This window comes from Dapis hubbardiae BLCC-M172 (assembly GCF_050016015.1).
Taxonomy (GTDB): Bacteria; Cyanobacteriota; Cyanobacteriia; order Cyanobacteriales; family Microcoleaceae; genus Trichodesmium.
In genome coordinates this window covers 19,684-40,634 of record NZ_JBNHEQ010000021.1, presented here as the reverse complement: position 1 = coordinate 40,634, position 20,951 = coordinate 19,684, and the positions used below count along the sequence as shown (strand labels likewise).

Genomic DNA, 20,951 nt, shown 5'->3' with positions numbered 1-20,951 from the left:
GGGGAGGCTTCAAGGCGCGAATTATTTAATTATTAATAATTAATAATTGGGTAATAGGAACTCATGGAAGGGTAAAATAAATATAATTGAATAATAAATATATAAATAATTTGCTCTGCCTACTGACTTGATATCATTAATATAATAACCATTATATAATCAGAACTAACTGATAAATCAATATATAAAAATAAGCAGCAATTACGACAAAAATTAATACTAAAAAAATTATGTCTTTAACAGAAAAAATCCTCTCCCAAATTCCAGGGAACCCTTTAGAAAGTTTGCGGCGAGTCGATAAAATTTGGCAAAAACTTCGAGCTGAAAATATATCTATTCCTACCACCGTTAAGACAGAAACTCAATTACTAAAAAATTATGACTGGGATGTAGTAATTTGCGGAGGTACTCTTGGTATTTTGATTGGTGCTACCTTGGCAAAAAAAGGTTGGCGGGTTGCACTTTTAGAACGAGGTATCCTCAAAGGTAGAACACAAGAATGGAATATCTCCCGCAAAGAACTAGAAACATTTGTAGAATTAAACCTCCTCTCTCCAGAAGAACTAAAAACAGCGATCGCTACAGAATATAATCCAGCTCGTATTAGCTTTCCAGATACTCCTGACATTTGGGTAAAAGATGTCCTTAATATTGGTGTAGACCCAGTTTATTTGTTAGAAACTCTGAAACAAGGCTTTTTAGGAGCAGGGGGTCAACTATTTGAAAATACATCCTATGAAGCAGCAACTATTCATCCAGATGGGGTAGATATCCAAACTAGCAATGGTCTCTCCTTCAAAACTCGACTACTCCTGGATGCCATGGGACATTTCTCTCCAATTGTTAAACAAGCAAGGGAAGGCAAAAAACCTGATGCGGTTTGTTTAGTAGTTGGTACTTGTGCTACTGGATACCCAAAAAATGATACGGGAGATATTTTTGCCTCGTTCACTCCTGTACAAAATCAATGTCAATATTTCTGGGAAGCATTTCCTGCTAGAGATGGGCGAACTACTTATTTATTTACTTATCTAGATGCTCATCCAGATAGATTTTCTCTAGAATTTTTCTTTGAAGAATATCTACGTCTATTACCCGAATATCAAAAAGTCGAACTTAGTCAACTGACATTCCAACGTGCCCTCTTTGGTTTCTTTCCTTGTTATCGTCAAAGTCCCCTCAAAACCCCTTGGAATCGTATTTTGCCAGTGGGCGATAGTAGCGGGAGTCAGTCCCCTCTGAGTTTTGGCGGTTTTGGAGCTATGGTACGTCACTTGAAACGTCTGACTGTGGGTATTAATGAAGCTTTGGAAACTGAAAATTTATCGGCAAATTCTCTGGCACTTTTGCAACCTTATCAACCGAATGTATCAGTAACTTGGTTATTTCAACGTTCCATGAGTATAGGGGTAAACCAAAAAGTTGAACCACATCAAATTAATCAATTATTGGCAGGAGTGTTTCAGGTAATGGAAAAACTAGGTGAACCTGTACTTAAACCTTTTTTACAAGATGTCGTGCAGTTTCCTGCTTTAGCACAGACTTTACTTATTATTTCCTTAAAGCAACCTGAGTTAGTGATTAAAATTATTCCTCAAGTTGGTATAGAAAATTTGTTAGATTGGATGAGACATTATTTCAACTTAGGGATTTATACATTGCTATATCCAGTTGGAGGAGCAATAGAATCTTTACTAATAAAAAGTCCCCTAGTCAAAGACTATTATTATCACCGCTGGATTGAACAATGGAAATATGGTTCAGGAGGAGATTATGTTGACTAATTTGAATTTTACAACCTTCAAAAAAAACTAGACAGAGGTTGGATGAAGTCAAGCATTACTTATAGAAACCCTAAGCGTATCTCCAGAAAATAGCTGATTAGGAGAAGTAATTGATAAAAAATGGTTCAATAATTGATAATTGATAATGGATAATTGATAATTACCTCTCCCTAAAAGGGAGAGGATTGAATAAAAGGAAAATTTTTTCTTGTTTCTCCTTGATCATGAGAGGCTTTAAACCTTAATTATTCGGTAATAATTGATTTGATGATTGGATTTTGGGAGATATAGCAGTGGGCGCTCAGGTATTTACAACGCCCAGTTCAAACTGCCTTCTAGAAAAGGTGTACAAAAAATAATGTGTAAATATGCCAGCGTACATTGCTATATCTAATACCAATTCCCATGCATTAAGGCTATACTTGAGTGACACTTCAGTTATCAACTAATTAACACAAATAAAATAAATTATTCCCTAATTATTATCCAGTTAATATTCATTATTATCCAGTTAATATTCATTATTCTTCTGTGTACGGACGTCCTTATGCAACGTCCCTTCCCCCTCCTCCCACACTCCCGTACGGACGCCCTTATGCAACGTCCCTCCTCCACCCAATCAAATATAGCAAGATTTTTGAGAAATGGTATAATACACCCCATCTCCCCATCTCCCCATCTCCCCATCATCTCTCCACACTCCCCTACTTTCCTACTCTCAATCTATAATTTTAAATAGATCCCTTCAGGGGTTCTATAAATTTTCTTTAGCCTCAAGAGTGCTTTTACTATTAATTAGTGGTGCGACTTTAACAAGTTTTTTTCCATGAGAGTTGTGCGAAATAAAACCGAGTCAGTTATGACAACAACTATCAAATTCAACCTTTAGTTTTCAAAATGAATAACACTTTGGATGACGCTAGGACTCAAGAAAGAGAATTTTTTCAGCAATGGCAAACAATAGGTTTAGATACAGCACAGAAAAAATACATCATACCTTTTAATCAACAGATTAATAATGTACGACGAATTAGTGAAGAATTACGAGTTTTACTCATTAGTGAAGGTGTTAATGAAAAATGGCATAAATCTCACTCATATTTAATTGAATATATAGAAAAAATAGAAAGATATAACTATCAGTTTCAAGAAAAATTAAGATTAGTTATAGAATTGGGAAATAATCAAAATATTAATGATATTAGTGATGATTTTGCTCGACAAACAGAAATAATTTGTAACAAATTATTCGATCTTGCTGCTCAGGAATTTGAAGAAGCAAGTTTTGAGATTAAAAATACCAGTCAAAAAATGACTTTCTTATTGGTATTAGCTGTCTTAGCAACTCTGGGATTAGCATTAGTAATTACTAATTTGTTTAAATTTGCTTTACAGCAGTTAGAAATAGAACAAGAAAAGTCAGAAAAGCTATTACTTAATGTTTTACCAAAGTCAATCGCAAAACGTTTAAAAGATAGAACAGAAATTATTGCCGATAATTTTGAAAATGTTACAGTATTATTTGCTGATATTGCTGGTTTTACAAAGCTATCTACAACTGTTTCTCTAACAATATTAGTTAAGTTATTAAATGAAATATTTTCTGAGTTTGATAAGTTAGCTGGACTTCATGGATTGGAAAAAATTAAGACTATTGGAGATGCTTATATGGTAGTAGGTGGGTTGGCAGAACCAAATATAAATCATGCACCAGCGATCGCTAATATGGCTTTAGATATGCAGGATGTTATTGAACGTTTTAATCAAAAAAATAATAGTTATTTAAACATGAGAATAGGCTTAAATACAGGTCCGGTTGTCGCTGGAGTTATTGGCACTTCAAAGTTTATTTATGATTTGTGGGGAGATACTGTTAATATTGCGAGTCGCATGGAGTCTCATGGAATTATAGGTGAAATTCAGGTAACGGAAGATACTTGTTTGTTATTGAAAGATCGATATTTATTGGAAAAGCGAGGTATTATTTCTGTCAAAGGTAAGGGTGAAATGTCTACTTATTTACTCAAAAGCAAAAAGATTAATAATGAGAGTTTAGCTAAAGAAAATGAGAAAATTATGGTATAAAAAATTTATACCAATTTTATACCAAATTGATAAATAGCTGCACGCTTTGTCAAATCAGCTTTTTAGTCTTTTCTGCACCTCCAGGATAACTATATATGCAATAGCAGGGAAATTTTACTACTCATCCCCTCTGTTATGGTGCTTAAGGAAATGAATTTAACTCTTGCTCTATAGAAGCCCTAAGCGTATCTTGGCAAAGTTGCGAGTTTTTGGCTCAGGAGTCAGGAGTAGGGGTGATTTCCGTGCCGGAATGCTCCTAATTACGCGTTTGCGCAGCATTCCGTAGGAAATCACCCGTACAGAAGTCAGGAGATTAAGAAATACTCAGAGGGGAAAAAGGTAGAATCTCGGCCCCATCTCCCCACCCTCCCCACACTTCCCACCCCCATCATGTATAAAAAAATAAATACCAAATGGGTTCTATATGCAATAGAAGAGAAAATTTACTACTCATCCACATCTGGTATGGGTGCTTGAGAAAATGAATTAACTCTTGCTCTATACGCAATAGAAGAGAAAATTTACTACTCATCCACATCTGGCAGGGTGCTTCAGGAAATTCATTCTCCTTTTAGCAGTGTTGAACCTAATGTCATTCACACTACACGATCATTATTTAGTAAGACAGTATTTAGAAATTGGTGCAAAGTGCAAAATTATTTCGGTTTATAGAGAGTTAGTTGCTCATACAATATCTGCTTTTTTTCAAACCAAAACTTTCTCAAATAAACACTTATTTTTCCCTAATCAAATCTTTCCATACCTCCTCAGTGGAAAATTACCAACATTTTCATTTTATGAAGCTCCTGAAAAAAAAATCGCGGGTCAAAGAAATTTCGGCTCCATCCCCACAATTTTTGTGATATTATAAAACTTAAATGGTATAACTCGTCCATACACATGAATTTTTCTTCAACAAAAGAGAGTAAGGTTTCTCAGCAATCAAGTCAGATAGACCTTTAACAGGGAAGATGCCTTTGCTACAAATACATTACTTATTAATTAATTAAAAGCTGAACTACTTTATTTAACTCCACAGAATGAGAAGCCTTAAAAAGAACCCGATCGCCTGGTTGTAAAAACTCTTGTAAATGTCTAACTAATTTCTGGTGAGCATCATCAGAACTAATATCTTCTACCTCTATAAATTGCAAACCAGCAGCACCAGTCGCCATTGCTTCTGCCTCCTCAAAATCTGCCAAAATAAATAAACCATCAAGATTCAAATTTCTCACAACATTACCAACTTGTTGATGGAATAAAACAGATTTATCTCCCAATTCTTTCATAGTACCCAACACAGCAATATGGCGTTTACCCGGAGTTTCAGCTAACAAATTCAGAGCAGCAATCATCGACTCTAACCCAGCATTATAACTTTCATCTAAAATCACAATATCATTCTCTAAATCATATCTTTTTGCCCTACCTTCTGGTAACTGAACCGATAAATTATTACTCAAAGGTTCAAATAGAGTTTTTGTAGAAAGATTTTTTCCATGAAGCACTTTCAACACTGCCAAAGCTGCCAAATAATTAGAAGCATTATGACTACCAGGCAAAGGTAAAAGTAAATCCACACCCTCAACATTTATAGTTTGAGAATCAATTAAATTTCCTTGTAAATTTCCCCCTTCCAAACCATAAGTAAAAGTTTTTCCAGACCAAACCTTAGCCGCAGTTTCTATCAACCTTTTATTATCAAAATTCAGAATAGCAATACTACTATCAGACATTTCTCTGAGTAATTCACACTTAGCCTCAGCGATCGCTTCAACAGACCCCAAACGACCAATATGAGCAGTACCAACATTAGTAATTAAGCCAATTGTCGGATTGGCAATATGTGTTAATTCTGCTATTTCCCCAGGTCCTCGCATAGCCATTTCTATCACAGCATAATTATCATCAGCAGAAAGTCGTAGTAGAGTTTTAGGTACACCTATTTCATTATTATAATTAGCTTCAGTTTTCAGCACTTTACCCTGAGTCCCCAAAACTTCAGCGATTAATTCCTTAGTAGTTGTTTTACCGACTGAACCAGTGACTGAAATCACAGGAATATCAAATCTATCTCGCCACCAACGAGCAATTTTCTGGTAAGCTTTTAAAGAATTTTCTACCTGTAATATGGGTACGTTATTTGACAGTTGTTCAACCTCATTATTTAAGGTATATTCTTGTTCAACAATCAGACAAGAAGCACCTTTTTCAATTGCGTCTTTTACAAAATTATGGCCATCAAAATTTTTACCTCGTAATGCCAAAAATCCTTCACCAGATTGTAAGTTACGAGTATCAGTATTTATGCCTGTAATTAATGTTTTTTCTGGAATCTGAAAATCTGTAAGTGTTGTAGCACTCAAGATTTCAGTTAGTTGGAATAAAGTAATGCGACAAACCATAGCTATTGGCAGTCCTCCTGAAAGATGTGTAATAATTATATAAGAGTATTTGTTATTGTTAAGCTCAATTTATTTTCTGGGATATAACTGAGTAACCAAAACAAAATCAAAAGTTTAAATAATTCTCAAAAGTTATAGAGAATATTTGTTTGTAGATTGGTAAATAAAGTAATCCTAAATTGGTTGTGACAATTTTTATAATAGTTAATTTGAGTTGAAAACCTTTAAAATTCTGACTCCTGACTCCTGACTCTTGACTCCTAAGTGCCACCAAAATATTACAACTTAAATAGGATTGCTATATTGTCATAATTTTGAAATGAAATGAGGCAAAAATATCAGATTGTATTACTCTAATATAAAGCAAAATTATGACAAAGCCGAGTAGTCTTTAATTGTCAAAAATGGGTAGCAGTCCTAAATAGGTCGTGAATAAATATATAGCAGTTGCCATTACTATTAGGAGATTCTAGCTACTCTCAAATTTAGTCACAACAATAATTTAACTTCTGACTTCTGACTTCTAACTTCTGAGTTCAGCTATAGCTTTTTGACCCATGTCTAAACCTTGATATTTTCCCAGACTTTTATCTAAAGTTAGTTTTCATGTCCTCTTGAGGATGCTGTAGTAATTTAAGTTTTCTCTAACCCTTCTCTGGGTAACAGCAAGTCGTCTATACTACACCCTTAGCTGATTGGCAATTAATAATATCTAGGAACATAGTTAATCATCTATGTAATACTAATACTCCAAAAATGTATGCTGATGGTAATTAAGTGGTGAAAAATCCTATTTAGTTCAGAAATTGATAATTATTGATGACTCAGTTCAATTAATATCTATATCTACCTAATTTTGGCAAAATCTTTACCAAAACTTTATAAAAACTCCGTAAATTTTGAAGATAATGAGACTAATAGAAATTAGTAAACTGTTGAATTAAAGTCTTAGGTGCTGCCAGATATAATTTTTTCTGAGAAAAAATCTAGGCAGAAACTATATATATGTAGTAAAGTCAATAGCTATCTTGTAGGAAATCCTATAAACACCTCGATCAAAACCAGAGATTAGCAATTGTTCCCATAGCTAAGGGTACTGGAATCGAAAAAACTAAATTAGGGAATATATAAAATGAAAAACTTTATGAATGAATATCAACAAGACAAATCCCAGTATGAACAGTATATCTATAACCATTTTCTCCAATTGATAGACCTAGAGTCATCAGAAGAGATAATAGAAAGGTTTAGAATTTTATTTATTAATGGTTCTGGATATCCTGATAGAGAAGTAGCTAAAGCACTAGAAAGAATTATTGCATTATTGCAAGTTGAGGAAGAATTTAATTTTATCCTCAATCGCTGCTGTCATATAGTTATTAATAGAAAGCGACTCTACAACTATAAAAGAGATGTATTGCTAGACTTAATTAAACTATTTGATAGTATTAAGAATAAACCAATACAACGTTACTACGGTTCCCGCAGTAGTAAGAAACTGTTTGACCTAGTTCAGGCATTCACAACAAGTGAGCAGTACCTAACTTTAAAACGTTTTGCAGAATTAATAAACCAAGAAGCAAGAAGTTATAAAAATAGTCATAGTGCTTTAGCTCAACCTTTGAGAACTCTAATTCCACGTTATCCTTACTTATACCAACATTGTTTAATTACCTCAGACAATAGCTATGAACATCAGCAAGCTATTAAAAATATGCAACGACAAAAACAGAAAAAATTTGAAATAGACTTATCTCACTATGTAACTCATCAAATTAGACATGGAGTAATAAATACTTCCAAGTTGAGAGATTCAAAGTTGAGAGATTCAAAGTTGAGAGATTCAAAGTTTACAGAGTCTAGTTGGGAAAACACGAACAAAATTCAAAATCCTACTCTTTTAAGCCCTGGAGAATTATTATCAGCTATTAGACAATTTGTAGGTAAAGTTGAGAATGGCAAGAACTACCAAGATTATGCAAAAAGTTTCCTAACTCATGTCAGACAACCTCAATCATATGGTTGCTTTAAAGAAAGCTTCTATGAATACTTAAGTTCATCATTTGATTTCGACTCCAGGTATGTTAAGAACCAGTTTAAGAACAAACTATATCAGCAACTAAAAAATACCATACCTCACAATGATGATAAAAAATTTAACGACTTTTTACTAATGAGAACCTGTAATCAAATGTTAGGTTTTTTAGTTGTAGAAAGCATTCAAAAACCACAACACTTTTTATTTCTCAATCTGATGGCTAATATGGGACCAATAGCAACTACCAGTCTCCTCCTAAAAATAGTTTTGGTTTGCTATAGAGTCAAGCCATACCTAGAAAAGCGATTAGCAATACTATTTAACCATTATGAAGCATCTACAAGAGAAGCAGTGATATGGTTAGTAAAAGCATTAGAAAATATACAAGTTGCCTTGACTACCAACTTTGGCAGGATTGATTTATCTTTTATTAATTAAAAGGAAATAATAAATATTATCACAAGACAAAATTCAAAAAAGATACCTGAAGTAAAATTATTTGAAAAACTACATATTAAAGATTTGTGCCTCTCTTAAATTCTCAGTCCTAACTCCTATTCATTAATTGATAATTGATAATTGATAATGGATATTATCTGAAGGAAAACACTCACGGAATTGAATATAAGGAAATCTCCTAGCACTTTTTTTATCTCTGTCTGAATTACTTAATAATTGAAGTTTCACCCAACTATAGCATTAGTTTTTGTAATTGGTATTAAAGGGAACAGAAAATAAGTAAGCATTCAGCTATTAGCTCTAAGAACCTGTACTTAAGGACTGGGTTTAAATGAATATAGACTTTGGAATTGACTTTTGTAGTAAGATTTTTAATTTCTTAATTAGATATTGCTTTTCATAAGTGATAAAAGCAATAGCTGTTTTGCTGCGCGACATGTTTGCGGAGCATTCCCTATACGAAAAAGCGTTTAGGCTAAGAGCCGAGATGAATGCGGAGCATTCCCTATACGAAGAAGCGCAACTCCTCCGCAGGAGGCAAGAGGCTAGCTGACCGCTGAATGCTTAGGAAAACAATAGAAATGTTATAATACTTAAAGATATTATATATAAAAAAAATATAAGGAGTTTGTGAATAGGCAAAAATTAATAACTAAAGGGAAATATCAAAAACTCTAATTCTCTACTATGGAGTTAAAGGTTATTCATTTATCCATTCCCGAATATCCTAGAACTCTCTACTTAATTAAGTTAATAATTCCCTCAATATTTAGGGTTTGCTGAAAAAGTATTTTTTAAGGATTAGGGGAAGGGAAATATCAAAAACTCTAATTCTCTACTATGGAGTTAAAGGTTATTTATTTATCCATTCCCGAATATCCTAGAACTCTCTACTTAATTAAGTTAATAATTCCCCCAATATTTAGGGTTTGCTGAAAAAGTATTTTTTAAGGATTAGGGGAGCGGAAGAGTAGGTAGGGACATTGCATAAGGGCGTCCCTACGGGAGTAATTTTTTTTATCAACTATGCGCCCAAAATCCTGAGTTTTTGACCATAAATAGCTGAAAATTAGGTACTTTTTCCCGACCTAAAAATGCTAAAACTTCTATATGTAAATTCTTTAATATTTAATCAGCAAACCCTATTTAGTAATTAACTATTAGGTTTTTTATTTTTTTTCCCTGTCTTGGTTTTAAGGTAAGTTATCAATGAATCTAGATAAAGAACTAGACAAAACAATATCAAACTTTGCAGATATTCAAGCAGAACTTAACATTTGTAACGCTAAAGATGCTTTAAAAGATATCGTAAATAATATGGATTTAACTCCAGAAGAAAGAGCAGGATTAGACTCAGAAATTTCTGGGTTAGAATCAATGTTAGAAAAGTTAGAAAAAGCTTCTGTTTATATTGCTGTATTTGGCATGGTAGGCAGAGGTAAATCTTCACTTCTCAATGCTTTGTTAGGAGAAAAAGTATTTCAAACAGGTCCAATTCATGGTGTTACTAAAACTACACAAATTAGACAATGGGAATTAGGGAGAGAAAATTTAACAGAAATAGAATCATCATCTACAAATTCTCTAACTTCCTACAGAATATCTCAAGTGGAACTGATTGATACTCCTGGTATAGATGAAGTAGATGGAGAAACTAGGGAATTGATGGCCCGACAAGTAGCAAAACAAGCAGATTTACTTCTATTTGCTGTAGCAGGAGATATTGCCCAAGTAGAATATGAAGCTCTTTCTTACTTACGAGATGCTGGTAAACCAATTTTGCTGGTGTTTAACAAAATAGACCAATACCCAGAAGCAGATAGGTTAGCTATATATAATAAAATTCGTGATGAACGAGTTCGTGAATTACTCTCACCAAATGAAATAGTTATGGCCGCCGCTTCTCCACTGGTAGCTAAGGCTGTCCAACGTTCAGATGGTAGTCTTAAGGTAGAGATGGTGCGAGGAAAACCTCAAGTAGAAGATTTAAAGCTGAAAATATTAGAAATTTTAGATAAAGAAGGTAAATCTTTAGTCGCGCTCAATAGTATGCTCTATGCTGATGATGTTAATGAGCAGTTAGTACACCGGAAAATAGAAATTCGCTCCCAAAGTGCAGATCGGGTTATATGGAAGGGAGTAATGACTAAGGCAATGGCGATCGCTCTCAACCCTGTAACTGTGGTAGATATTCTCAGTGGGGCAATAATTGATGTAGCTATGATATTGACTTTATCCAAGTTATATGGTATCAGGATGAGTCAAACTGGAGCAGTAGATTTATTACAAAAGATAGCTATTAGTATGGGTGGTATAACTGCCAGTGAATTAGTGGCAAATCTAGGATTAAGTTCTCTGAAAGGATTATTGGGTTTAGCTGCACCTGTTACTGGGGGGTTATCTTTAGCACCCTATTTGTCTGTAGCAGTAACTCAAGCAGCAGTGGGAGGTTTATCATCTTATGGAATTGGACAAATAACTAAAACTTATCTTGCTAATGGTGCATCTTGGGGAGAAGAAGGTCCGAAAGCTGTAGTGAGTAATATTTTGGCATCTTTGGACGAAAATTCCATTATGGGTCGCATCAAGGAAGAATTAATTAATAAGTTGAAAATCAAGGATTTCAGGCAAAATCAGGACACTGAAAAGGGAACAGGGAACAGGGAATAGAGAGTAAATTAGGATGTGTAATTAATTTTGTTTAGGAACTTAGTAGAGATTAACTAATAAAAAAGTCTAATTGACTGCTAGTAGGATAATTTATTAATTAATGAAGATTAGCAATTTTCAGTAAATTCATAATAGATGATTGGTCAACAAGAAGTATGATTATATTTATTCTGGGAATTTGATGTGACTTTCTACACAATTTTTTCTAAAAAGGGTTATTGATAGAAAAGGTATGTTTTAGTGTCAAAATTTTGCATAAGCTGAACCAGGCTTAGAAATATTAAGAATTTGACTGTGTTGTAACATAGACTAAAACTATTAGATTCCGAAACAGAACAAATGAACAATCAAGCTAACTCAATCACTCAAAACTCTAAGAACATCAGCAAAAATCAATCAAATATACAAGAAAGTCATGTAGGATTAATGGAATTACAACTAGAGGACTTGGATAAAGTAGTTGGCGGTAAACTCCAGAGTGGAGACCTTTCTTAACAGTTACAAATTAAATCAAAATAATTCCTCATTCTATAAGGAGAGAAATATGAAGAAAACTAATTCCAAAACAAAACAACAAAGTACAAAGGTTAATAAAACTCAAAGCAATAAAACAGACAAAGACTGGGTAGAATTGCATGAACATGAGATGGAAGGTATTGCTGGAGGTACGACTGGATGGTTTAGTACAGGCGAGGAACTGGATTAAGTTGTTCTTCCTCATCAGCCATTTTCTAGTACGGGCGGAAATATAAGGCTCCTATCAACTAAGTGCAGCGAGTCAGATAAATTAAATGCTTTAAAACCTTTATTATCTGTTGATATATCAATAGAGTTGCCTATCAGATTAATTTTCACCTGATAGGCAATTTTATACTAATCTTCAATTGGTTCAATACTCAACGCATTTTTGGAAAATCTTTTATAACTGCTTTAAGCCATCGCTTTACTATCTAATTAAAAATCCTAACTCCTCGCTTCGTGATAGAGATTTTTAATCAGTTTCATTAAAAAGAATGTCGTAAAAAAGACATAAAAAACTCAAGATAAAAACAATCAGAAGTCATACAACAAACAGAATTGAATAATCACATTCAAAATACCCTTTTTCCCAGACATAAAAATCATCCTTGCGTCCATTGTCACTAACTATTTTCTCAGCCAACTATTATCAACCTCCCAATCTAAATAACGTAAATTTTCAGCTAAGGAAATCATTATAGTTATCAAGATAAATCAATTAATTAGTGCTTGCTGATTAAATATTAAAGCATTGACAGGTAAAGGTTTGAGAGGTTTTAGGTCTGGAAAAAGTACAAGGTTTTTGCTCCTTAGAGCTGCATAAAGTTAGGATTTTGGGTTGACTCATAGCTGAAAAATCAAGGGATAATTCTTCCTCCTGCCTCCTCGCTCATTCCTTACTACTCCTGTCTCCTGTCTCCTGTCTCCTACCCTCACCCATAAGACTTTTTCAGCAAACCCTAATTAAACAAGGAGCAAGAACAATGGTTTTCACAACTTCCCTATCTATTAAATCAAGTTTTTGGCAAGCTATTGATACATCTAAATTCTCTGGCAACCCTGCCGAAGATTCTAGACTTCAGTCATTACGAAATATTTCTATTCCTGAATTAGTTAAAGTTTTAGAACAATATTCTTATGTAACTAAAATTCACGTTCAAAGTTTAAATTATGTTTGTAATGTTGTTTCTCCAGGTAAATTAAAGGTATTACTTGATGAGATTCATTTTGAAGAAGCTGGTGATGGAAATCCAGAAGATTCTCACTATAATTTACTGAAATTATTCTTATTTGGATTAAATGAACAGTTTGGTGGAACCATGCTCACTAATAAAATTAATCCACAAGTTGATGCTTTAATTGCTAAGTATGATGCAGATTTAAAAAGTCATCCTGCTCACGTTGCTATTGGTATGGCAGGTATGGGTACTGAATGTATTTGTGGTCCGATTTTAGAAGAAATTTGGGCACAAGTTCAAGCTCGTAAAGATTTAGAAGATATATTACCTCAATTAAACCTAGAATTTTGGGATATTCATACTGGAGAAATCGATCATTCTCATGCTTTAAGAATGCGTAATGCCATAGATGGAGAAGTAGGAGAAAGTGAAGAGTCAGCAGAACAAATTCTCCAAGGTTATGAATTATCTGTAAAATTCTGGGATGATTTATTAGATATTTTTGTAACTCTTTAGATGAAGCAATAAAAATATAGGCTCAACTTTTAGCTTAATGTAAATACTGATGATTAATGGAGGTATGAAAAATACTTCCATCTTTTGTTTTCAGATCGTTCTTATCTACTTATAAAAATTATATTTTTATACCAAATGCCTGACTTTTGACTTTTATAATTTTCTCGAACACTTTTTCTGAGAAGACTTTTGTTTTTTTTCTTTCTTCTTTCTTTTAAACTTTTGCCTCTGTTCAATAACTTCCGGAGGCGGACCATAATCGCCTCTTGAAAAATAAATTCGTTCTACTTTATGTTGCGACTCAACCTCAATCCACAGACGGGCGCCTCCTGCCTGACTTCTATTAGGCTGGTGTGGCTGATAGACTATTTGGCAAGGTCCTTTAATTTTTAGCGCATGACAATAATCTTTTTTATCTCCTACTTTTACAGCAATTGCGGGATAAGAAGTTTTATTATCTCGGTTATAGTCAATAGTCTTTCGTAGAACATGAACAAATGTATTGCCTGTACGTTCAGCTTTGTTCCAGGTTCCTTCAGGACCGCGACGACCGGGTATGATTTCCGGTACTCCTCGACTGTTAAGAGGAATCATCCATAACCTTTCTTCCTTGTAAGCTCCTACTACCCTGCCTTGTTGGAGTAGTATTCGCAGTCTACCTGTCGATATATTAAGTAAAAATGCTGCTTCTGTTGTATATACTTCTGTCGTCATAACAACTAGATCGTTTGAGTAATCAGAACTTATGCATAAACACTATATATAGTGTTCAAAAACTATAACGTTATAGATAGGTAGTGTTTAAGACTTCAATTATGCGTAAGTCGTAATAATTTTTTAAATGTTTTTGTGACCTTTTGTAGATATAGTTCAACTTTAAACATAGGGAGAAGGGGTTATAGAATTTTCTATTTTCTCCATTCTCCCCGATCAAGAATTTTGGCAGAACTTTTAACTACTATTTCTTATTAGTTTTAAACTGTTCTAACCATTCTTGAATTTGAGAAGAAGCAATATCTCGTCCTCCCAAACCAAAAGCTAAAGCAATAGCTACTGCCATTGCTCCCATGAAAAGTCCAAAAGCTAGATTAACAATACTAGGGGCAATACCCATTTGTTGCAGAGCCATAGCTGAGACTAATACAATAATCCCAATTCGAGCAAGCTGACCCAAAAGTTTGGCTTGAGAATTACCAGAACTGGTAATTAAATTATAAGCAAGGTTAGCCAAGTACAGACCTATAGCTAAAACTACCAAACCGTAAAGAACCCGACCTGCAATTAATATTACTACATTAACAATTAAGGTCAAAGCCTCAAGTTCCACAATCTGAGTTGCTGAAACTGTAGCAAACAGGATAATACCCACAAAAGCTACAAGACCAGCAATTTCTGATGGAGTACGAGTAGTACCAGGTCCACCTTTAATTACAGTTGCATTTGGGTCACTAGATGAGGATGATGGTGTAGTAGAAGTTAAACCAAGCCAATTGAAAAGGTTATTAAAGCCAATGCTGGTCAGAAGATTAGTAACTAAATCTTTAACAAATTGACCAACAAAGTAGGCAATACCAAGAACTACAACAGCAGCAAAGATTTTGGGGACAAATGTCAGAATATCATTGAGCATTGCTACTGCTGGAGTAGTAATGGCCTCAATATTCAAAGCACTCAGAGCAGCGATCGCTACAGGAATTAATATCAGTACATAAACAACCGTACCAATAATCCCAGAAAGACTTTGACTGCCATTGGTTTGACTCATACCCAATCTGTTGCCCATTTGGTCTACACCAGTAGCAGCAAGTAGATTAGTAACAACTTTCTTAACTACAGTAGCGAGTAACCAACCAACTGTAGCCAAAATAACAGCCTTAAGAATCCTGGGCAGAGCTTGTAAGATTTGATCCACCATGTTTTGAACAGGTTGTAGAGCAATCTGTAGTTGCAAAGCTTCCAGAATTAGTGGTAAGAATAGCAAGAAAATCAACCAATAGATGGCATTAGCAATAGTATCGCTAACATCCATTTGGCTTTCTGCTTGTCCATCACTGACCTGCTGATTCAGACGGTCATCTAAACCAAATGTTTTAAGTCCTCTGCTTACTGCTAATTTAGCTATAGTTGCCACTAACCAGGCAATACCTAGCCAAATCAATGCAGCAGCTATATTAGGTAAAAAGCTGGTTATTTCTGTGAGGAAGGCATTTAGAGGTTGAGAAACTGCCGTGAGTTTAAGTTTGTCAAAGAAAGCTATCAGAACAAAGATCATGATGATCCAGAACACCACAGAGGATATCCATTTCTCCACAGGTAAATTCTGAGCTTGTTCCTGACTACCAGTTACCCAACTAGCAATTTTGTTATCGATATTAGTCTTCTTGAATAGTCCTCCAACTATGTTAGAAATAATCCCTGCCACTATCCAGCCGACAACTAGAATTGCAATTGCCGTTACGATATCCAAAATTAAGATTTTGTTAAAATTTTGGGACACTATATCCACAGGATTTGCTGGAGTTTGTGCCAAAATATCTGAGGCTAATATAGGATTAGCCTGTATTTTCTCAGTGAGATTGATTGATTGTGTAATGTTTTGCCAAGTGCCATTCATGGTTTTCTTGGATTAATGTAAGTTTTAATTAGCAATTATTTAGATTGCCTGTATATGTCTAATAGCTTGAAGGTAACTATGCCATTTAGTCAAGTTTTCGAGCAAAATATTTTAATTCGTGCCAGTGCCACTATCGTAGAACGTTGTATTACAGATAACATTCTCATGCACAAGTGGTTAAATCCTATGCTACGTTGTGAAGCTGTGGGTAATTGGGATACATTTGTGGGAAGTCGTAGTAGATTCATCATAAATATCCCTTTTTTGCAACCCTCTCTATATAGTGTTGTAGCTGAACGAGAACCAGGTTTAATTGTTTGGGAATTTCAGGGTTTTTTCCAAGGTCGGGATCGCTGGGAATGTCAACCTGAACCTGAAGGTACTCGTTTATTAAATCGTTTTGAATTTGAGATACCTAACCCTATAATTAAATTTGGTTTTAATCAGTTTGCTGCTTCGTTGACTAAAGCAGATATGGAGGCTCAACTAAGACGCTTGAAGAGAGTAGCAGAGGAGCAATATTATCTGTAAATTAATTAATAATTGATAATTAAATTGTTCAGATTTAAAGGCTCTTACTTTCAGCTTAAACACAGAAAAATTTCTTTTAAGAATAGGAAATTGTTAAGTGCTGAACGATAACTAGGGTGAAGATTGATAGTTAGATAGGATGAGTTAGGTGAGGGAGAATAAAAAACAATGATAATATCATCTAATACTATTTATCTAACTCATAGAACATCATCTCTTTTAAGTTATCTATTTTTTTATTCTCCCAATTTTCTCATCTCCATCTCTGTCCAAAGATTTTAATATTTATAGGTAAGGAATAAGTTTTTAAGAGTAGTATCTTAATTCCTTCAAACTATATCCTTCCTTTTTCCTTACTATTATAAATTTCTATTACTTCAGATTATCCGCAGAAGATTTTTTGTATCTGTGGTTGTTCTCTGACAAAATCTAGTCCTCTTTTGGCAAATTCTATAGCCTGTACAAAAAATGTTTCAATACCTTTAGCATCAATCACAATTGTATCTGTCCATTTAAACTTTTGTACCAATTCTAAAAATGATATTTCTCCATCACCAATAACATTATTAATTGTGTTAATAATATCATTAGTTATTGTAGCTACATTGCTATTTGGAGCAAAATAGCGACTAAATTCCTCAATAGCAAGTTCACCATAACGTGATTCTAATAATTTATTTACAAAATCAGGTTTAACCTCTAATTTATAACTTAAAATTTCCTGAACTTTATCAATATTGTCTTGACTAGCATTCGCTGTTAAAAATAGTGACTTTAATTGTTCAGACTGTTCTCCTGTATTGGCAAATTTCACTAAATCAGAAATAGCTATAGGTATGTTAATTGATTCATAAGTAATTTTAATTTCATCTATCGCATCTGCTGGTTGAGAAGTAAAGATTAAAAAACTAGAAATAATTGTTAAAATTCCTGCCAAATAAATATAGAAAAACTTTGATAATCTTTTATTTAAACCAGCCAATTGAAATATTTTTTTGACCGATTCTCCTAAATTTAAAATACTTTTCATTCTGCTATTCCTCACAATTTAATGACTACATTTGTTCAATGTTTTTTTGCTCTTATGTCATAAGCATTCAGCAGTCAGCCATCAGCTATCAGCTATTTATTTTAGTTTGAAAGAAAACCTTTATTAATGAGGTAAATTGAATTTTACTATAAAAGCCGACTTTTAAAGGCTATATTCATTTAAAACCCCTCCTTAAGATTTAGATATTATTGCTGTTTGCGCAGCATTCCGCAGGAAATGCTTACCTGATGTTTAAGGTCTGAAATATCTGATATTAGGTTCCCCACTTTTTCAGTTATCAGTTAGCCTCCTATGATCCTAACTGCGCAATTCAGTTATCATTACCGACTGCTGAAACCAGAGTCTTAAAATACTAAAGTTGATTTTTTTGGTTATATTCTAGGGGAGAAAATAATCACCTAAAATGATTGTCAATTAAAATTTGGTTGCTCAGATAATCTTAACCTTTTATTTGTTAATTTGGACTTTTTACTTCCGTTTCAGTTATAGATTTTGACTCATTTTAGCCAGTAATTGTCTAATTATCTGTGCATCATCAGCTTGAGGAAGATTAACTAAATAACTTTCTAAATCTTGACGAGCTTCTGCCCAAAGATTTAGCTGATAATATAATACACCTCGGTCTCGCTTTTCTATAACTGCATTAGGAAATAATAGTAAAATTCTATCGATAACTGCAATAGCTTTTAACCCCTCATTTCGATTCAGATAAATTGCTTTAAGATTTGTCAACATTCGTGCTAGAAACTGCTTATTACTTACAGTTGTCAAAAAGTGAGGTTGTAGTTCTACTGGTTGGCCATAAATTTTGGTCAATCTTTCTTGACAATCTTGAGGAAACAGAATTTCACCTTGGTTAAAAGCATCTACATATATACCAGCTTCTTCAAAATCAGGTCGAATTAGAAAATGTCCTGGCATTCCAATACCCACCATAGGAAAATTAATTCTTTTAGCAATTTCGAGATAAACTAAGGATAAAGTAATAGGAATTCCAGTACGTCTTTCAATTACCTGATTTAGAAAACTATTCCTTGGGTCATAATAATCAATTCTATTTCCAGTAAAACTTAAATCATTATAAATATAGTTGTTAATACTCTTAATTATTCGTAAAGGATAGAGAGCTTCTGGTAATGTTTCTTGGAGTTCATTTGCCATTGTATCAAGAGCATTTAGATATTCATCGGGGTCAAATTTTCTATCATCTTCCAAAGCTAAATAAAGAGCAGCTTTAGCTAAATCTATTTTTTCATCAGATTGATTAATTTCTGAATAAAATAACTGTCGATATTTGGAATCATTCATATTAGTACCTAATTATAATTAAAAAATGTAGGAAAAATTATGAGATTTGGTATCAGAAGTCAAGAATTAGAATAGTTTTGCATTTTCTCGTTACTATAAGCACTTATTCTTCTAAAAAAACACTTTGAGTAGCAGTTTTTTATGTTCTATAGAACAATAAATTGAATAATAATTTTGATTAAGATTAATATATAGTAATCCCAAATAGGTTGTAACAATTTTTATAACAGTTAATATTAAAGGTGTTTTTTTAAGATTCTAACTTATGACTCCTGAGTCCTAACTACTACCCATAATTTTATCACTACATCTATAGGACTACCTAATTATGAAATCTTTTCTTGATATTAACTTACCTGAAGCATTATAACCTTACCATGAAGCGATCGGTAATACCATTAAATCTTATTTAAAAATTGATATTAAACCTAATTCGACCCAATGGTGGCAAAGTAAATTTGGAGGACTTCCCTATTTACCTCGAAGAGTTGATTATCCAACTAACCAAAATGGTAAATATTTAAAATTATTAGCACAATTGAACTTTTCAGAAATGCCTCGGTTAGAGAATTTTCCCACTCAATGAATTTTACAATTTTATATAGATGGTAATCATGATATTTATGGTTTAGATTATGATGATCAAACTAATCAAGATGGCTTCAAAATTATATATTTTGAGAAAATTATCGAAAACGTTAATAATTTAGTAACAGATTTTGATTTTTTAGAAGAAGAGGAGGAAACTACTATATACAGTCCTATACTGGGTAAGTTTCACTTAAATTTTACCCATTATTATGCACCTATAAATATAAATGATGCAGCTTTTGATCAGAATTTTTATAATTTTAATGATGATGGTTTACTAGAAATTTACGACAAATGGTATGGTCAGTATTTTTGGATTGATGGAAATGAGCATCAGGTAGGAGGTTATCCTAATTTTATTCAAGAAGATCCTCGTTTCAATCCTGAATATGAAGATTATATTTTATTATTGCAAATTGATTCAGATTATAAACCCCATTATAAAACAAATGATATCTGTTGGGGAGATGCAGGAATGGGTAATTTTTTTATTAAACTGTCTCAATTAAAAGCTGTAGATTTTTCTCAAGTTCTTTATAATTGGGATTGTCATTAACAAGGAAGAAGGAAGAAGGAAGAAGGAAGAAAGAAGAAGTAAGAAAGAAGAAGTAAGAGGGAAGAAAAAGGAATAAATAAAGTAGATGAATCTATAGATAGTCAAGAATTTTTTGTGGGAGTTCTGTAAGTTGCAACTTCTTGGTTTAGGTTAGAAAATAAAACCTCTAGGCAAAAATCTGACAAATTTATAATTTATTCTGCGTTATTGTGGTGGTTTGGGAAATAAAACCTCTAGGCAAAAATCTGACAGATTTATAATTTATAACGCCATATTCAATCGACCAAGAGAAATAATTTTTTTCCTTTTAGTCAATCCTCTCCTCTGCTTTTTAGGTAAGAAGGGAGAAGGAAAAAGTAACAGAGAAAAAGTAAGAGGGAACAAGAAGAAATAAATAAAGTAGATGAATCTATAGATAGTCAAGAATTTTAGGAAAAAATCTGACAAATTTATAATTTATAACGCCATATCCAATCGACCAAGAGAAATAAATTTTTTCCTTTTAGTCAATCCTCTCTTTTTTAGGAAAAGGTAATTATCCATTATCCATTAATGAATACTTTTAGGGAAAAGAAAAGAAGGAATAAGGTGCAAGTTTCAGTTTTTTTATTTACTTTTTTATTTGTCACAACCTATTTAGGATTGC

At 33.3% G+C, this 20,951-nt stretch carries 13 protein-coding genes and 1 pseudogene; 9 read left to right on the top strand and 5 right to left on the bottom strand.

The window, feature by feature from the left end; translation table 11 throughout:
- The first annotated feature begins 230 nt into the window (after positions 1-230).
- Together ACP6PK_RS02765 and ACP6PK_RS02760 are read left to right on the top strand one after the other, a co-directional pair.
- The gene (locus ACP6PK_RS02765; RefSeq protein WP_426557556.1) at positions 231-1,784 is read left to right on the top strand and encodes an FAD-dependent oxidoreductase; all 1,554 of its coding nucleotides are present in this window, start codon (positions 231-233) and stop codon (positions 1,782-1,784) included.
- A gap of 897 nt (positions 1,785-2,681) precedes the next feature.
- Complete coding sequence (locus ACP6PK_RS02760; RefSeq protein ID WP_426557554.1) at positions 2,682-3,869, top strand: adenylate/guanylate cyclase domain-containing protein; 1,188 nt, start codon at positions 2,682-2,684, stop codon at positions 3,867-3,869.
- A gap of 998 nt (positions 3,870-4,867) precedes the next feature.
- Here the strand turns inward: ACP6PK_RS02760 and ACP6PK_RS02755 are convergent.
- Positions 4,868-6,274 (bottom strand): UDP-N-acetylmuramoyl-tripeptide--D-alanyl-D-alanine ligase, encoded by a 1,407-nt coding sequence (locus ACP6PK_RS02755; protein ID WP_426557552.1) that lies wholly within the window; start codon positions 6,272-6,274, stop codon positions 4,868-4,870.
- 1,132 nt (positions 6,275-7,406) lie between these two features.
- Between ACP6PK_RS02755 and ACP6PK_RS02750 the strand changes: the two genes are divergently transcribed.
- The 5 genes from ACP6PK_RS02750 to ACP6PK_RS02730 all read left to right on the top strand — a co-directional run bounded on the left by ACP6PK_RS02750 (position 7,407) and on the right by ACP6PK_RS02730 (position 13,654).
- Positions 7,407-8,750, top strand: a complete 1,344-nt coding sequence (locus tag ACP6PK_RS02750; protein WP_426557550.1) for a hypothetical protein — start codon at positions 7,407-7,409, stop codon at positions 8,748-8,750.
- 1,230 nt (positions 8,751-9,980) lie between these two features.
- Positions 9,981-11,441 carry a GTP-binding protein gene (locus ACP6PK_RS02745; protein ID WP_426557548.1) on the top strand — a complete coding sequence of 487 codons (1,461 nt, stop codon included), beginning with the start codon at positions 9,981-9,983 and terminating at the stop codon, positions 11,439-11,441.
- A gap of 339 nt (positions 11,442-11,780) precedes the next feature.
- A complete protein-coding gene (locus ACP6PK_RS02740) occupies positions 11,781-11,936 on the top strand; it encodes a hypothetical protein (RefSeq protein ID WP_426557546.1) in 156 nt (51 codons plus the stop codon).
- Between the two features lie 49 nt (positions 11,937-11,985).
- Positions 11,986-12,147: a hypothetical protein gene (locus ACP6PK_RS02735; RefSeq protein ID WP_168186474.1), complete on the top strand. Its 162-nt coding sequence runs from the start codon at positions 11,986-11,988 to the stop codon at positions 12,145-12,147.
- 796 nt (positions 12,148-12,943) lie between these two features.
- A complete protein-coding gene (locus ACP6PK_RS02730; RefSeq protein WP_426557544.1) occupies positions 12,944-13,654 on the top strand; it encodes an iron-containing redox enzyme family protein in 711 nt (236 codons plus the stop codon).
- 153 nt (positions 13,655-13,807) lie between these two features.
- Here the strand turns inward: ACP6PK_RS02730 and ACP6PK_RS02725 are convergent, their stop codons facing one another.
- Positions 13,808-14,368, bottom strand: coding sequence for a hypothetical protein (locus ACP6PK_RS02725; RefSeq protein ID WP_094672366.1), 561 nt, complete (start codon positions 14,366-14,368; stop codon positions 13,808-13,810).
- 244 nt (positions 14,369-14,612) lie between these two features.
- Positions 14,613-16,268, bottom strand: a complete 1,656-nt coding sequence (locus ACP6PK_RS02720) for a mechanosensitive ion channel (protein WP_426557542.1) — start codon at positions 16,266-16,268, stop codon at positions 14,613-14,615.
- 78 nt (positions 16,269-16,346) lie between these two features.
- On the opposite strand from ACP6PK_RS02720, the gene ACP6PK_RS02715 reads away from it, so the two are divergent.
- A complete protein-coding gene (locus ACP6PK_RS02715; RefSeq protein WP_426557540.1) occupies positions 16,347-16,799 on the top strand; it encodes an SRPBCC family protein in 453 nt (150 codons plus the stop codon).
- Between the two features lie 382 nt (positions 16,800-17,181).
- Here ACP6PK_RS02715 and ACP6PK_RS02710 read toward each other — a convergent pair whose 3' ends face one another.
- Positions 17,182-17,829 carry an alpha/beta hydrolase gene (locus ACP6PK_RS02710; protein WP_426557537.1) on the bottom strand — a complete coding sequence of 216 codons (648 nt, stop codon included), beginning with the start codon at positions 17,827-17,829 and terminating at the stop codon, positions 17,182-17,184.
- A 504-nt stretch (positions 17,830-18,333) separates the two neighbouring features.
- Positions 18,334-19,158 (bottom strand): SirB1 family protein, encoded by an 825-nt coding sequence (locus ACP6PK_RS02705; RefSeq protein ID WP_426557535.1) that lies wholly within the window; start codon positions 19,156-19,158, stop codon positions 18,334-18,336.
- Positions 19,159-19,543: 385 nt separating this feature from the next.
- Here ACP6PK_RS02705 and ACP6PK_RS02700 point away from each other — a divergent pair.
- Positions 19,544-20,305, top strand: a pseudogene (locus ACP6PK_RS02700) (YwqG family protein).
- Positions 20,306-20,951: the final 646 nt, after the last annotated feature.